This is a genomic window from Lactobacillus porci (genome assembly GCF_009695985.1).
Classification (GTDB): domain Bacteria; phylum Bacillota; class Bacilli; order Lactobacillales; family Lactobacillaceae; genus Lactobacillus; species Lactobacillus absianus.
Genome location: NZ_VUMX01000036.1, coordinates 1 through 14,163, shown reverse-complemented (window position 1 = coordinate 14,163; position 14,163 = coordinate 1). Strand labels below are relative to the sequence as shown.

Below are 14,163 nucleotides of genomic sequence, written 5' to 3'. Positions count from 1 at the left end.
AAAAACATATTGGGATACGAAGTTGCAGCCCTGTCTGTAAATTTCCATGCTGTCTGCTAAGGCTTTAGCGGCATCAGGGCTAGGCACTTTGATGTGAGCTTTAATGGTCAAAGAAATTTCCATTGGTCATGCCCCCCTTTTTTTCACTAAATATATTATAATACTAAACTGGTGAAAATGGCCACTGGAATACTAATTATCTAGAAAATCTAGAAAGGAGAAAGGCGCGCTCCCCCCCTCGATTGAAATCGAAGGTTTCCGCGTGCTACATATTTATGAACAAAAAATTATTGGATAAAGTAAATAAGCGGCGCACTTTTGCCATTATTTCCCACCCCGACGCCGGTAAGACGACGATTACGGAACAGATGCTGCTCCTTGGTGGGGTCATCAGAAGCGCCGGGACCGTTAAGGCCAGAAAGACCGGCAACTACGCTACTTCCGACTGGATGGAGATTGAAAAGAAGCGTGGGATTTCCGTTACCTCATCCGTGATGCAGTTTGAATACGAGGGCAAGCGGATCAACATTCTGGACACCCCAGGCCACCAAGACTTCTCAGAAGACACCTACCGGACCCTGATGGCAGTCGACGCCGCGGTCATGGTTATTGACTCCGCTCGCGGGATTGAGCCCCAGACCAAGAAGCTGTTCAAGGTCGTCCGCCAGCGTGGGATTCCCGTCTTCACCTTCATGAACAAGCTGGACCGGGACGGCAGAGAGCCCTTGGACCTGGTGGCTGAACTGGAAGACGTCCTGGGCATTGAAGGCGTGGCCATGAACTGGCCAATCGGCATGGGCCAGACTATGAAAGGCCTGTACGATATCGCCAACCACCGGATCGAGCTCTACCACCCGGCAGACGCCGACCACCGCTTCCTGCCGCTGAATGAGGCAGGGCGTCTGGATCCAGACCAGCCACTGGCTGATGATCCCCAATACCTGGATACCATGGATGAAATCGAGCTGCTGGAAGGGGCCGGGGCGGAATTTGACCGTGAGGCCGTTTTGGCCGGCAAGCAGACGCCGGTCTTCTTTGGCTCAGCCTTGACCAACTTTGGGGTTGAGACCTTCTTGCAGAGCTTTGTCGACCTGGCACCGGCACCAGCGGCCCACGTGGTCAATGAGACTGAGACTTTAGCGCCAGATGATGACGAGTTCTCCGGCTTCATTTTCAAGATCCAGGCCAACATGAACCCCCAGCACCGGGACCGGATTGCCTTTGTCCGCGTCTGCTCCGGTGAGTTCAGCAAGGGCTTGGACGTCACCTTGGCCAGAACCGGCAAGCCAGTCCGCCTGAACAATGCCGTTGAGTTTGAATCCAGTGCCCGCGTTCAGGTTTCTGAAGCCGTGGCCGGTGATATCGTTGGTCTCTACGATACTGGCAACTTCCAGATCGGCGACTCCATCTATGCCGGCAAGCACAAGGTTGAATTTGCCCCACTTCCGGAATTTACCCCGGAACTCTTCATGCGGGTCTCACCAAAGAACGTCATGAAGCAGAAATCCTTCCACAAGGGGATGAACCAGCTGGTGCAAGAAGGGGCCGTTCAGCTCTACCGCAACTACCAGACTGAAGACTACATCTTAGGCGCGGTTGGCCAGCTGCAGTTTGAAGTTTTCCAATACCGGATGAAGAACGAATACAATTCCGATGTTGAAATGACCTCCCTGGGCCACCGGGTTGCCCGCTGGATCGATCCAGACCAGCTGGACCCGAAGATGTCATCCAGCCGCAACCTTTTGGTCAAGGACCGCTTCGGCAACCCGCTCTTCCTTTTTGAAAATGCCTTTGCTGAGCGCTGGTTCCATGACAAGTATCCAGACGTCAAGCTGACCGAAAAGCTTTAACAGGCAAAATCAACAAACTAAAACAGCTGCCCAGGAGGCAGCTGTTTTTGCGTAAAAAAATTGCAAAACAAAACGGACCGCCTTCACGGTCCGTCTGCTGAAGAATATTGGTTAATTAGCTGCAGGGCACGTTATTTGTCGACGTGAATTTCGATTACGCGCCGCCCGCTGTCAACGGTCAATTGATAGCTGCGGTCGGTTGGCACCAGACGCTTGATGACAAATTCAATTTCTTCGACCCGAATCCGCCGGTCATGGTTTTCCAATACGATACCAATGGCGTCGCTGCTTTCAGTGAAAACAACGGAAGTATTGCCAAGAGAGTAGACCTTGACGAAAGTAGCCGCCGTCGTGTTCAGTTGGCTTTGGACCAATGAAGAATAGCTGTTGGTTACATCAATCAAATGCATAAATCTCACCCATTTCTATAGCTTCTTAATATCTTCTTAACTCAATTATAGCGCATTCAGTAAAAAAGCAAGAACCTTTTTTAGATTCTTGCTTTCTCGTATAGAATTGCTAAATGAGCTTATTTTTCGCTGTCTGTCTTGGAAGCGTCGTCCTTGTCTGGAGTAGGGTTTTCATCGCTTTCAGCTGTCTTTTCAGAGATGACGATTTGCTGGTCTTGCAAGTCAGCCAGCAGGTTCTTGGCTTCAGTGTGGTCCAGCTTGAAGTCAGCCACCTTGTCCTCGATCTCTTCTTGGATCACGCGGCGCAGCGGCCGGGCACCCATGGCTGGGTCGTAGCCTTCTTCAACCAGCTTGCCCTTGGCGGCTTCGGTCACGTCGATGTGGATGCCTTGGTCGGCAACCATGGCGTTGGTCTTGGCCAACATCAGGTTGACGATCTGCAGGAGGTTCTCCTTGGTCAATGGGTGGAACTGGATGATGTCGTCAAAACGGTTCAAGAATTCCGGCTTGAAGTACTGGCTCATCACCTTGCGGGTCTCTTCAGCCTCGTCATGGTGCTGTTCGGCACCAAAGCCGACAGTCGTGGCTTTGATGCCTTGGCCGGCGTTGGAGGTCATGATGATGATCGTGTCCTTGAAGGAAACGGTGCGGCCTTGAGAGTCAGTCAGGCGGCCGTCATCCATGATCTGCAGGAAGAGGTTCAAGACGTCAGGGTGGGCCTTTTCAACTTCGTCCAGCAGGATCAGGCTGTATGGGTTGTGGCGGACGCGCTCAGTCAGCTGGCCGGCTTCTTCGTAGCCCACGTAGCCTGGAGCTGAGCCGATCAGCTTGGAGACTGAGTATTGCTCCATGTATTCGGACATATCGAAGCGGATCATCGCGTCTTCGCTGCCGAACATCTTCAGGGCCAGCTGCTTGGCCAGCTCGGTCTTCCCGACGCCAGTCGGACCGACGAAGAGGAAGGTGCCGATTGGGCGGCCAGACTTGTTGAAGCCGATCCGGTTTCTTCTGATAGCCCGGGCAACCTTTTCCACGGCTTCGTTTTGCCCGATGACCTTTTCTTCCAGGTCGCTGGCCAGGTTGACCAGCTGGTTCTCTTCCTGCTTCTGGATTTCGCCGACTGGGATGTTGGTCTTTTCTTCGACGATCTTGTTCATGACCTTGTCAGTAATGACCGGGGTCTTGTCTGGATCGACGTTTTGGTCCTTCATCTTCTCGTATTTTTCGATCTGGTCGCGGTAGTAGGCAGCCTTTTCGTAATCTTCGCTCTTCAGGGCCTGCTGCTTCAGGTTTTCAGCCGCGTTGATCCGTTCCTGGACCTTTTCCTTGTCGATGTAAGGGATGGTCAGGTTCATCCGTGAGCCGGCCTCATCCAGCAAGTCGATGGCCTTGTCTGGCAGGAAGCGGTCCTGGATGTAGCGGGCGGACAGCTTGACTGCGGCTTCGATGGCGCCATCGGTGTAGTGCACGTGGTGGTAGTCCTCGTAGCGCTTTTGAATCCCCTTGAGGATGCGGATGGTTTCATCGATGCTTGGCTCCTTGACCTCAACCGGCTGGAAGCGCCGGGCCAGGGCAGAGTCCTTTTCAATCTCGCGGTATTCCTTGATGGTCGTGGCCCCAACCAATTGCAGCTCACCACGCGCCAGAGCCGGCTTGATGATGTTGCCAGCGTCCATGCCGCCTTCGGCATTGCCCGCCCCAACGATCTCGTGAATTTCATCGATGAAGAGGATGACGTCAGGCTGGGACTGCAGCTCCTTGATCAGCTGCTGCATTCTTTGCTCAAACTGGCCGCGGATCCCGGTCCCTTGGACCAGAGACACGACGTTCAAAGAGATGATCCGCTTGCTCTGCAGCTTGGCTGGAACTGAGCCGTCGACGATGTCTTGGGCCAGGCCTTCAACCACGGCAGTCTTACCAACGCCGGCTTCACCGATCAGGACTGGGTTGTTCTTGGTCCGGCGGTTGAGGATTTCAATTACCCGGGCGATCTCCTTGTCGCGGCCGATTACCGGGTCGATCTTGCCCTTTCTGGCCAGATCGGTCAAGTCCGTCCCAAACTGGTCAAGAATGGACTGGCCGTTCCCATTCCCCCCGTTTCCGCCCCGGCCGGGAATCTGGCTGCCGAACTGGCCGTCATTTCCTTCGTCGCTGTTCCCGTTGTTGGGGTTGCTGTTGCGATTCAATGCGTTGAAGAGGTCATCGAAATCGCCGAAAAATTCGTTGTTGTTCATATTTGTATTTCCTTGCTTGTTTCTCAATTCTTGGTAGCAGTGTTGGCACAAGTCAATTTCCTTGTTCACGCCGTTGATTTTCGTGTACAGATGGATCGAGGCTTGCCGCTGATGACAGTTTTGACACAGCATTGTAAGTACCGCCTTTCCGTATAAGCTTACGGTTTGATTATAGGGCTTAGCACTCTTAAAGGTCAAGTGCTAAGACTTGGAAAAGGTAAGTAGTTTTTGAGGCCTTTTAAAATTTTCAAATAGTTTTTAAGAATGCAAACGACTAAAAATAATTATGCAATTTACTTCCTTTTAATGTCGAATTAACAGAAAAAGCGGGAAAAACTTAGCTAATAATTGGCAATTGCGGCGATTTGGTTGTACAATGCTTGAGTGTCAAAAAGCGCTTAATTCTAAGGAGGTAAGACATATTGGATTACACCAAGATCCTGGATCAGCTGGTCTCAGGCGAGTTGCCAGAGTATAAGGTGGAAGCCGCGACTGCCTTTGACTTTCAACAGGCTCTGCGCAATTATGGCAAGAACAAGAAGATAACAGGCAAGGCCATGCGTGGGGGGACGATTATCTATACGTCCGTCGACAACAAGGCTTAAGCAAATGAAAACATTTACAAAAAATATTGTATTGCTGGAAAAAACATGTTATTCTGTAGAGGAAACGGTACATCGCTACCCGATTTTTGATTTTTAAAGGAGATAATTTACTATGGAAAAGAAAGAATTTCACATTACTGCTGAAACTGGTATCCACGCACGTCCAGCTACTTTGTTGGTACAAGCTGCTTCAAAGTTTGGTTCAGACATCAACCTTGAATACAACGGCAAGTCAGTAAACTTGAAGTCAATCATGGGTGTTATGTCACTTGGCGTTGGCCAAGGTGCAGATGTTACCATCTCTGCTGAAGGTGACGACGAAAAGGAAGCTTTGGCTGCTATTGCTGAAACTATGTCAAAAGAAGGTTTGGCTGAATAATGACTGAAACTTTAAAGGGGATCGCCGCAAGTGACGGTGTAGCTGTTGCTCCAGCCTACCTCTTGGTTGAACCAGACCTGTCCTTCGAAAAGAAGACTGTTTCAGACGTTGATGCTGAAGTAGCCCGCTTTGAAAAGGCAATTGCTGATTCAAAGGCTGAATTGGAAAACATCCGCAGCGTTGCTGTCAAGAGCCTTGGCGAAGAAGAAGCCAAGGTCTTCGATGCACACTTGCTTTTCCTGTCCGACCCAGAGTTCACTGGTCAAATCGAAAACGAAATCAAGAACTCCACTGAAAACAGTGAAGCCGCACTTGACGCCGTAGCACAAAACTTCATTACTATCTTCGAAAGCATGACCGACAACGCGTACATGCAAGAACGTGCTGCTGACGTCCGTGACGTTTCTAAGAGAATCATGGCTCACTTGCTTGGCAAGGAATTGCCAAACTTGGCAGCGATCGACCACGAAGTCGTTTTGGTTGCTGAAGACCTGACTCCTAGTGACACCGCGCAATTGAACAAGGACTACGTAAAGGGCTTTGTAACTGACTTGGGCGGCCGGACCGCTCACTCAGCCATCATGGCTCGGTCCTTGGAAATTCCTGCCGTTGTTGGTACCCAAAAGATCACCACTTCTGTCAAGAATGGGCAAATGCTGATCGCTGACGGCTTGGATGGCGTAGCCATCGTTGAGCCAACTGACGAACAAGTTGCCGAATACACCAAGAAGGGTGAAGACTTCGCCAAGCAAAAGGCTGAATGGCGCAAGCTGAAGAACGAACCATCAGTAACTGCTGATGGCAAGCGCTTCACGATCGCAGCCAACATCGGTACTCCAGACGACCTTGACGGCGTCTTGGAAAACGGTGCCGAAGCTGTCGGCTTGTTCAGAACTGAATTCTTGTACATGAACTCAAATGACTTCCCAACTGAAGAAGACCAATTTGAAGCCTACAAGAAGGTTCTGGAAGGCATGAACGGCAAGCAAGTCATCATCAGAACCATGGACATCGGTGGTGACAAGCACTTGAGCTACTGGGACCTGCCAGAAGAAATGAACCCATTCCTGGGCATTCGTGCCATCCGTCTGTCATTGAAGAACCAAGAAATCTTCCGGACCCAACTCCGGGCTTTGCTTCGTGCATCCGCATACGGCAAGCTGGGCATCATGTTCCCAATGATCGGTACTTTGGACGAATTGCACCAAGCCAAGGCTGTCCTTAAGGAAGAAAAGGATAAGCTGGTTGCCAAGGGCGTGAAGGTTGGCGACGACCTGCAAGTCGGGATGATGATCGAAGTTCCGGCTGCTGCTGTCTTGGCTGACCAATTTGCCAAGGAAGTCGACTTCTTCTCAATTGGTACCAACGACTTGATTCAATACACCATGGCTGCTGACCGTGGCAACGAACACGTTTCATACCTGTACCAACCATACAACCCATCAGTTCTGCGCTTGATCAAGCACACGATTGACTCAGCTCACGAAGCTGGCATCTGGTGCGGCATGTGTGGTGAAGCAGCTGGCGATTCAATCATGTTCCCAATCCTGCTTTCAATGGGTCTTGATGAATACTCAATGAGTGCAACTTCAGTTCTGCGCATCAGAAGCGAAATGAAGAAGCTGTCAACTGCTGACTTGGCTGACTTGGCTGACAAGGCAACCAAGGAATCCCTGACTAGCGAAGAAAACATTGCGCTGGTTAAGAAGATCATGGCTGACAAGTAAGCAATGAAAAGCGACTAGGGCTTGCCCCTGGGCGCTTTTTTTCTTGGCAAGTTAATAGGAACTTTCAAAGAATCATTAAGAAATTCCAAAGAAGTGGCAAATGCCCCTTCCTTTTTGTAAGTACGAGTGATACACTATAATTCAATCATGAATGTGTGTTCATGCAATATAGTCTTAAAGGAGCGTGGGAATATGGTTGATTTATATGTTTCTCCAAGCTGCACTTCCTGCCGCAAGGCAAAGCAATGGCTTGAAAAGCACAACATCCCTTACAAGGAAAGAAACATTATTGCGGATCCCTTGAGCAGGGACGAAATTGTCCACATCTTAAGAATGACCGAAGAAGGCACGGAGGAAATTGTGTCTACTCGCTCTAAGGCTTTTCAAGAATTGAATATCGACTTGGATGAGATCTCAATGAACGAACTGATCGACTTGATTGAAAAGAATCCAAGCCTGCTTAGAAGACCAATCATTCTTGATGACCGGAGAATGCAGGTCGGCTATAACGAAGATGAGATTCGCCGTTTCTTGCCTAGAAGCGTGCGCCGCTTGGAAATGGCCAAGGCAAAGCGCCTCGCCGACCAAGATTAGCTTGACCGAAATTAATAGTTTGGCGTTGGCTCATTCTTTTTGAATGAGCTAACGCTTTTATTTTTGGCCGGCTTTAGGTTACAATATCCATAAGCTGTTTAGCGATTAAGGAGGGATGACGATGCGAGTTGAGAAGGTAAATGACAATACGCTCCGCGTCAGCATGACCCGCGAGGACCTCAACAAGCGAGGCCTCAAGATTTTGGACCTTTTGGGCAACCGGGAACGGGTACAGGAATTCTTCCTGTCCATCCTCCGTGAGGTTGACAAGGAGCATTCTTTTGCCAGCGATGCTCCCGTAACTTTTCAAGTAATGCCGAATGATGGCGGCATCGACTTGCTGATCACTAAGATGAGGGGGGATAGCGGCGGCATGTCGGAAGAAGTGCGCCGCTTCTTTGACCCCAGCGATGGCCAAGACGATGATGATGACGCCTATGGGGAAGAGTATGAGGCTGGAGGCGATGAGCCGCGGCCTTACTTTGACTTGGATCCAAATGATGACGCCAACACGGAGATGGACCCGGTCGTCATGAAGGATTTAAACCTGGATGCCAATGACGGCGATGACGACTACTGGAATTACCAGGACCACCACTGCGTCAGGTTTGCCGATTTTGACGATCTGCTGGCTTTGGCCGACGGCCTGAAAGTCAGTGACCTGGCGTCCAGCGTCTACTATTTTAATGGCCAGTTCTACCTTAAGCTGGCCTTTATGGACGAGAACTACGAGGAGATCAAGCCGGCCGATGCTTGGGCCATTGCCAATGAGTTTGGCTACCGGGTTGAAGACGACGAGATGGACAAGGCGCAGAAATTGGGCCAGTGCATCTTCCAGCAGGACGCCTTGGGGGCCTTGCGTCGTCAGCACGCGGGCAAATGAGGCTGATGAAAGGCGAAATTTGTTTTATTATTTGATCTTTGATCGCGATTTTGTTAGATTTGAGGCACATTTATGAAACGCTTGTACAAGTCCAACAAGGACATTATGATTGCCGGCGTTTGCGCTGGGATTGCAGAATACTTTAATGTTGATCCAACCCTCATTCGGCTTTTGTGGCTGATTTTCGGCCTGACTGGCGGGACAGGGATTTTCGCCTACATCGTGGCGTCAATCATCATCCCGCGGCGGCCGGATGACTGGGAAGGCGGCAGCCACCCAAAGCGCCACTTCACGGAAAGCGACCACGAGGATGACGATATTGACATTGACGACGGCGATTAAGCTGGGTCAACCAGAGCAGAAAAAATAGCACAAAAAACGGAATTCAAGCGAATTCCGTTTTTTTGTTGCGCTTGACTTGATTCTGAATTAACCTGAAATTTTTTAAAAAAATTTCGGTAAAATTGGCTTTTTTCGGGTAATTAATCTATGGGGGATTAATTTGTATGCTGCACTTTTAAAAGATGAACTGGTGCTGGCCGTAACCGAAGCGGCCAAGGCCAGAGCTGACATGTCTTATTTAAACCGTGAGCCCTATCGCTGTCCCAATTGCCGCCAGCGGGTAATCTTAATCCTGTCGGAGCAGGCGGAGGCCTTCTTCAAGCACCTGCGCAGCTATCAAGGAAGCGCGGGCGAGCAGGCTGAACACCATACAGCCAAGATGATGCTTAAAGCGGCCCTGACGGCGGCTGGCTTTCCAGCCCAGGTAGAGGTGCCGCTGGCCGGCGGGGGCATCAGGGCGGACGTATTGGCTAATAGCGGCCTGGCCTTTGAGGTCCAGTGCGCTCCCTTGGGGCAGGCCGAGTTTGCCCACCGCCATGCCTTGTACCAAGAAGCCAGGGTCAAGGATATCTGGGTCGTGGGTCAGCGGCATTATTTGCGCGGAAAGCTGAAGCAGACCCAGCTGATCTATTTTCGCGAAAACCCGCACTGGCAGAGCTACTATCTGGAAGTCGACCCAGTCCGGGGGCTCTTGCGCCTGAAATACCAGGTTCTTCAGGAGCCCTTGACGCAGAACTTGGTCTACCGCCAGCAGGATTTCACCCTTGACGCCAAAGGGATTGCCAGCTTGTGGCACTACCGCCCGCCCAAGCTGCCTGACTTTCAGGCCGACTGCCGCCGCCAGCGGCAGTACCTGCAGGGACAAATCCAGCAGAAGACGCGCTTTGGCCTCAAAATCGCGGAAGCCATGTACTTGAAGCACTTGACTCTGGCTGACCTGCCAAGCGCGGCTTTTGCCAGCTGGCGCAAGCCAGGGGAAGCATCATGGCTGGAGCGGTATCTGGGGGCAAAATAAAGCAGCTCCAAGCTTGTGGCTAGGAGCTGCGAAGCGTTTATTGGAGGTTAGAGCAGGCGCAGGTGGCTGGAGCAGTCAGACCAGTAGAAGGCGTCATTGTCGGCCACGTCCAAGCAGGCGCTGGCTGACGGATCCGTAAAGATCTCGCGCAGGTCGTCGTAGTTGAGGTCGCCGTCCAGCAAGAGGCCGGAGTCATCGCTTTCGTCGTTGAAGACGACTGTGGATGGCAGGCTGGTAACGTTGAACTTGCTGGCTAAAGTGGAATCCTGGCTGATGAATTCGCGCAGGCAGGCGTCAGTCAGGGAATTCTTGACCTTTTCCAGATTAAGGCCCAGGTCTTGGACCAAGGTTTCGGCCAGGGCTTCGGAATAATTGGTCTTGCCATCACTCAAAGCTTCCTGCAGCTTGAAGAGGAACAGTCTGGCCCGCTTCTTGCCGTAGGCAATCTGGATGGCATAATAGAACTTCTGCACGCTCAAAGAAGCCAGGTGGTAGTTGGCCAAGTTGATGGAAGTGTTGAAGTTCCAATTGCGCTTGACCAGGTCCTGCTTCATGGCAGTCATGGTTACCAGTGGAATGTAGTTGATGCAGATGTCCAAATCGAGTTCTTCGGCAATTTTTCTAATTTGTTTTTCGAGATGGTAGCAGCTGAGCCCCAGCGGATTGATAAATAGAAAAAGTTCGAACATGTCCGACCTCCAAAAAATTATTCATCTGTTACTTTAGCAAAAGTTTTCTAGGAAAACAAAAAATAAGTTTTGGAAAGGACGCTGCGGTGACTGGATTACTTTTTAAGGGCGTGCTGGCTGGCCCGGGCGATTTTACTTAAATTATTGGCATTCTTGGCTGAAAAAGCAAATTTTTCGCTCAAGACGGCCAAAGCCCGCTTAATGGCGGCTGGATCAGGATTTTCGACTTCCAGCTCATAGTCGGAATACCCATCCGGGTAGCGGGTGTGGTCTAAAGTCAGCTCACAGTCCTCCGGCCCGTTCAAGAGGGTCCGGTGGGTCTTGGACCAGGTAAAGGCGGCAATCTTGTCCCAGTCATCTGGGTAAGTCTTCTTCAAATAGTCGCCAACGCTGCCGTCAAGCTTGAGCGCGGCATTTTGCAGGAGCTCGCGGGCCTGCGTCAAGGACAGCTCATCGTTGATTTCGATTACTTCATGGTACTTGTCCTGAACCTGCTTTTGACTTGGCACCTTGATCGTTTCCTCCGCGTGATCGGCGAAGGTGCGGATGCGCAGGGCGTTGCGGTGCGCCTTCAAAAGCTGCTTGTCCGTGTCGTAGTAGGTATTGGTCTGGCGGAAGTCCTCCTTGACCGGGTAGGCTGACTTGATGGCTTCATAGGTCTGCTTGTCCAAGGATACCTTGGCTTCGATTTCACGGTTTTTGCTCATGATTTAGAATCTCCTTTACTAGTTGTTTTCTGAATATATGTTAAAATGAATTTGTTTGATAGGGAAGGAAAATGTCTGTGATTAAAGACTGGGATACTTTTTTATGGCCATACAACCAGGCCGTCAAAGAATTAAAAGTTAAATTTAGGGCTCTCCGGCAAGGCTTTTTGACCAAAGGAGAGCATTCGCCAATTGAATTCGTGGTTGGCCGGGTCAAGACCGTGGACTCCATCAAAGAAAAGATGAAGCGCCGGGTCATTTCCCCGGACGTCATTGAAAGCGACATGCAGGATATCGCGGGCATCCGCATCATGTGCCAGTTCGTCGACGACATTTACCGGGTGGTTGACCTGATCCACCAAAGAGACGACATGGAAGTCATCGAAGAGCGGGACTACATCCAAAACGCCAAGCCTTCCGGCTACCGGTCCTACCATATGGTGGTAGCCTACACCGTCTACATGCCCGAAGGCTCCAAGCGCCTGCTGGCAGAGATTCAGATCAGAACTTTGGCCATGAACTTCTGGGCCACGGTTGAGCACACTTTGAACTACAAGTACCAGGGGGTCTACCCGGAAGATATTTCTGAGCGCTTGAAGCGGACGGCCGAAGCGGCCTACCAGCTGGACGAGGAGATGTCCTCCATCCGCAACGAAGTCAAGGAAGCGCAGAAGCTGTTTACCAAGAACAAGGGCAAGGAAAAGTCATGAAAGCTGCAATCGTCCATAATGATTACCCAACCACCCAGATCGCGGTGCGTCACTTAAAGGGACTGCTGGCCGAAAAGTCCATCATGCTGGACAAGCGCAACCCTGACCTTGTGATCTCCGTGGGCGGGGACGGGACCCTGATTTCCGCCTTTCACAAGTATCAAGACCAGCTGGACCGTGTCTGCTTTGCCGGCATTCACACGGGCCACTTGGGCTTTTATACCGACTGGCGCAACTACGACATGGAGAAGCTGGTCGATGCCCTGGTCAAACACCCGGTGGAAGAAAACGAGGTGTCTTACCCGCTTTTGTGCATGAAGGTGACCACCAAAAAGGGCGTGTTGAAGTTCCTGGCCTTGAACGAAGCAACGATCAAGCGGATCTCCAAGACCATGGAGGCTGAGGTCTGGATTGGCGGCGAGCGCTTTGAGCGCTTCAGAGGGGACGGCTTGTGCGTGTCCACGCCGACGGGATCGACGGCATATAGCAAGTCCCTGGGCGGGGCGGTCATCCACCCGCGCCTGAAGGCCCTGCAACTGACGGAGATTGCCTCCATCAACAATCTGGTCTTCCGGACCGTGGGCTCACCCGTGGTCATCGCGCCGGATGAATGGATCACCATCATCCCCCGCATCCCCGATAAGGCGGTCGTGATCGTCGACGGGAAGCGGATTGACCTCCTTGACGTGCAGAAAGTAGATTATGAGATCGCACCGGAAGAGATCAGCTTTTACCAGTATGGCCACCACCATTTCTGGGAGCGGGTCAACGATGCCTTCATTGGTGACAATTAATGCAAGTATATAAACTGATCGTGCAGAAGAATGACCCAGGCGAACTGAGTCATTTTTTGCTGAAAAAAGGCTTTTCCAGAAGAGCCGTCAACAATGCCAAGAACCGGGGCGGGATGCTGCTGGTCAACCACCACCGCCGCCACACTGGCTACCGCTTAAAGGAGGGGGACGTGGTCCACTTCCTGATGGGGCAGGAGAAGGAAAATCCGGCCCTGCGCCCATCCGACAAGCCGCTTGAGGTGGTTGCTGAAGCCAGCGACTACTTGGTCGTCAACAAGCCGGCTGGCCTCTTGTCGATCCCGTCTGGCTTTCACCATGAGGATGCCGTGATCAACCGGGTGCTCAGCTACTTCCAAAAGCAGGGGGCTGACCCCGCCTACATCAAGCCGCACATCGTGACGAGACTGGACCAGGATACTTCCGGTCTGGTTTTGCTGGGCAAGAACGCGATTGCCCATGACCGTTTCGCCAAATTGGGCAAGAACCGCTTTATCAAGCGCTACCACGCCATCGTGCACGGCAACTTCCCGGAAGACGAACTGACGGGGCTGATTGACAAGCCCTTGGCTAGGGTAGGCGAGACCGTCAAGCGGGAAGTCAACCCGAATGGGCAGAAGTCGCTGACGGCCTACCGGGTCATTGACCAGGTCCCAGGGGCCAGCTTGGTTGAGCTCAGGCTGCTGACGGGGAGAACCCACCAGATCCGGGTGCACATGATGTCGCTGGGCCACGTGCTCTTTGGGGATGACCTGTACGGGGCCAAGGACCATTTTGCCCGCCAGGCCTTGAACTGCTTCTATTTGTCTTTCCCGGACCCCTTCAGCGGGAAGAAGCAGACGATCGAGCTGCCTGACCCCAAGGACATGCAGGACTTGTGGCGAAAGCTGCAAGAACAGGCCGGAAAGTAAGCAATAAGAAAAAGTCCAGAGTCAGCTGACTCTGGACTTTTTGCATATATAATTTGTTATTGGTTCTTTTTCTTAATCTGCTTGTTTCGTCATTGAACCTCCCACGACTAAAGTCGCGGGAATCTGGGGGCCACCCAGCACATTGCATGTAAGATTGCTGACTCCAAGAAGTACTCGGAGTGCTTAGGTTAGCTTCACAGCTGCCCGGTACCGTCTCGTCTTCGTTTTGACTCGCTCAGAAGATTACGCAGGCAGGTACCGTCTAGTGCTAAGGACGATTGTTCCGTTTCGCCCGGGCTGTTTTCTACATTTTCTA

15 protein-coding genes are annotated in these 14,163 nt (G+C 51.5%); 11 read left to right on the top strand and 4 right to left on the bottom strand.

Annotated features, from left to right (window positions below):
- Positions 1–275: 275 nt before the first annotated feature.
- Positions 276–1,850, top strand: coding sequence for a peptide chain release factor 3 (locus FYJ62_RS09405; RefSeq protein WP_154549428.1), 1,575 nt, complete (start codon positions 276–278; stop codon positions 1,848–1,850).
- A 131-nt stretch (positions 1,851–1,981) separates the two neighbouring features.
- Here FYJ62_RS09405 and FYJ62_RS09400 read toward each other — a convergent pair whose 3' ends face one another.
- The gene (locus tag FYJ62_RS09400; RefSeq protein WP_154549427.1) at positions 1,982–2,260 is read right to left on the bottom strand and encodes a DUF1827 family protein; all 279 of its coding nucleotides are present in this window, start codon (positions 2,258–2,260) and stop codon (positions 1,982–1,984) included.
- 119 nt (positions 2,261–2,379) lie between these two features.
- A complete protein-coding gene (locus tag FYJ62_RS09395; protein ID WP_154549426.1) occupies positions 2,380–4,626 on the bottom strand; it encodes an ATP-dependent Clp protease ATP-binding subunit in 2,247 nt (748 codons plus the stop codon).
- Positions 4,627–4,916: 290 nt separating this feature from the next.
- Between FYJ62_RS09395 and FYJ62_RS09390 the strand changes: the two genes are divergently transcribed.
- From FYJ62_RS09390 to FYJ62_RS09360, 7 genes are all read left to right on the top strand, one after another.
- A complete protein-coding gene (locus FYJ62_RS09390; protein ID WP_154549425.1) occupies positions 4,917–5,099 on the top strand; it encodes a hypothetical protein in 183 nt (60 codons plus the stop codon).
- Between the two features lie 112 nt (positions 5,100–5,211).
- A complete protein-coding gene (locus tag FYJ62_RS09385) occupies positions 5,212–5,478 on the top strand; it encodes a phosphocarrier protein HPr (RefSeq protein ID WP_154549424.1) in 267 nt (88 codons plus the stop codon).
- The gene (gene ptsP, locus FYJ62_RS09380) at positions 5,478–7,205 is read left to right on the top strand and encodes a phosphoenolpyruvate--protein phosphotransferase (RefSeq protein ID WP_154549423.1); all 1,728 of its coding nucleotides are present in this window, start codon (positions 5,478–5,480) and stop codon (positions 7,203–7,205) included. Before FYJ62_RS09385 ends, ptsP begins: the two co-directional genes overlap by 1 nt.
- A 192-nt stretch (positions 7,206–7,397) precedes the next feature.
- Positions 7,398–7,799, top strand: coding sequence for a transcriptional regulator SpxA (gene spxA, locus FYJ62_RS09375; protein WP_154549422.1), 402 nt, complete (start codon positions 7,398–7,400; stop codon positions 7,797–7,799).
- A gap of 121 nt (positions 7,800–7,920) precedes the next feature.
- On the top strand, positions 7,921–8,682 hold the full coding sequence (locus tag FYJ62_RS09370; protein ID WP_154549421.1) for an adaptor protein MecA: 762 nt from the start codon (positions 7,921–7,923) through the stop codon (positions 8,680–8,682).
- A 72-nt stretch (positions 8,683–8,754) separates the two neighbouring features.
- Positions 8,755–9,024: a PspC domain-containing protein gene (locus FYJ62_RS09365; protein WP_154549420.1), complete on the top strand. Its 270-nt coding sequence runs from the start codon at positions 8,755–8,757 to the stop codon at positions 9,022–9,024.
- A gap of 160 nt (positions 9,025–9,184) precedes the next feature.
- Entirely contained in the window at positions 9,185–10,039 is an 855-nt protein-coding gene (locus tag FYJ62_RS09360) for a competence protein CoiA family protein (protein WP_154549419.1), read from the top strand.
- Between the two features lie 47 nt (positions 10,040–10,086).
- On the opposite strand, the gene FYJ62_RS09355 is transcribed toward FYJ62_RS09360, so the two are convergent.
- Together FYJ62_RS09355 and FYJ62_RS09350 are read right to left on the bottom strand one after the other, a co-directional pair.
- Positions 10,087–10,728 (bottom strand): DsbA family protein, encoded by a 642-nt coding sequence (locus FYJ62_RS09355; RefSeq protein WP_154549418.1) that lies wholly within the window; start codon positions 10,726–10,728, stop codon positions 10,087–10,089.
- Between the two features lie 95 nt (positions 10,729–10,823).
- The gene (locus tag FYJ62_RS09350; RefSeq protein WP_154549417.1) at positions 10,824–11,435 is read right to left on the bottom strand and encodes a CYTH domain-containing protein; all 612 of its coding nucleotides are present in this window, start codon (positions 11,433–11,435) and stop codon (positions 10,824–10,826) included.
- A gap of 71 nt (positions 11,436–11,506) precedes the next feature.
- Between FYJ62_RS09350 and FYJ62_RS09345 the strand changes: the two genes are divergently transcribed.
- Genes FYJ62_RS09345 through FYJ62_RS09335 form a run of 3 tightly spaced genes read left to right on the top strand, consistent with a single transcriptional unit; the run spans position 11,507 to position 13,847 of the window.
- Positions 11,507–12,145 (top strand): GTP pyrophosphokinase, encoded by a 639-nt coding sequence (locus FYJ62_RS09345; RefSeq protein ID WP_154549416.1) that lies wholly within the window; start codon positions 11,507–11,509, stop codon positions 12,143–12,145.
- On the top strand, positions 12,142–12,939 hold the full coding sequence (locus FYJ62_RS09340; RefSeq protein ID WP_154549415.1) for an NAD kinase: 798 nt from the start codon (positions 12,142–12,144) through the stop codon (positions 12,937–12,939). Before FYJ62_RS09345 ends, FYJ62_RS09340 begins: the two co-directional genes overlap by 4 nt.
- The gene (locus tag FYJ62_RS09335; protein ID WP_154549414.1) at positions 12,939–13,847 is read left to right on the top strand and encodes an RluA family pseudouridine synthase; all 909 of its coding nucleotides are present in this window, start codon (positions 12,939–12,941) and stop codon (positions 13,845–13,847) included. The genes FYJ62_RS09340 and FYJ62_RS09335 overlap by 1 nt, the downstream gene beginning before the upstream one ends.
- The last annotated feature ends 316 nt before the right edge of the window (positions 13,848–14,163 follow it).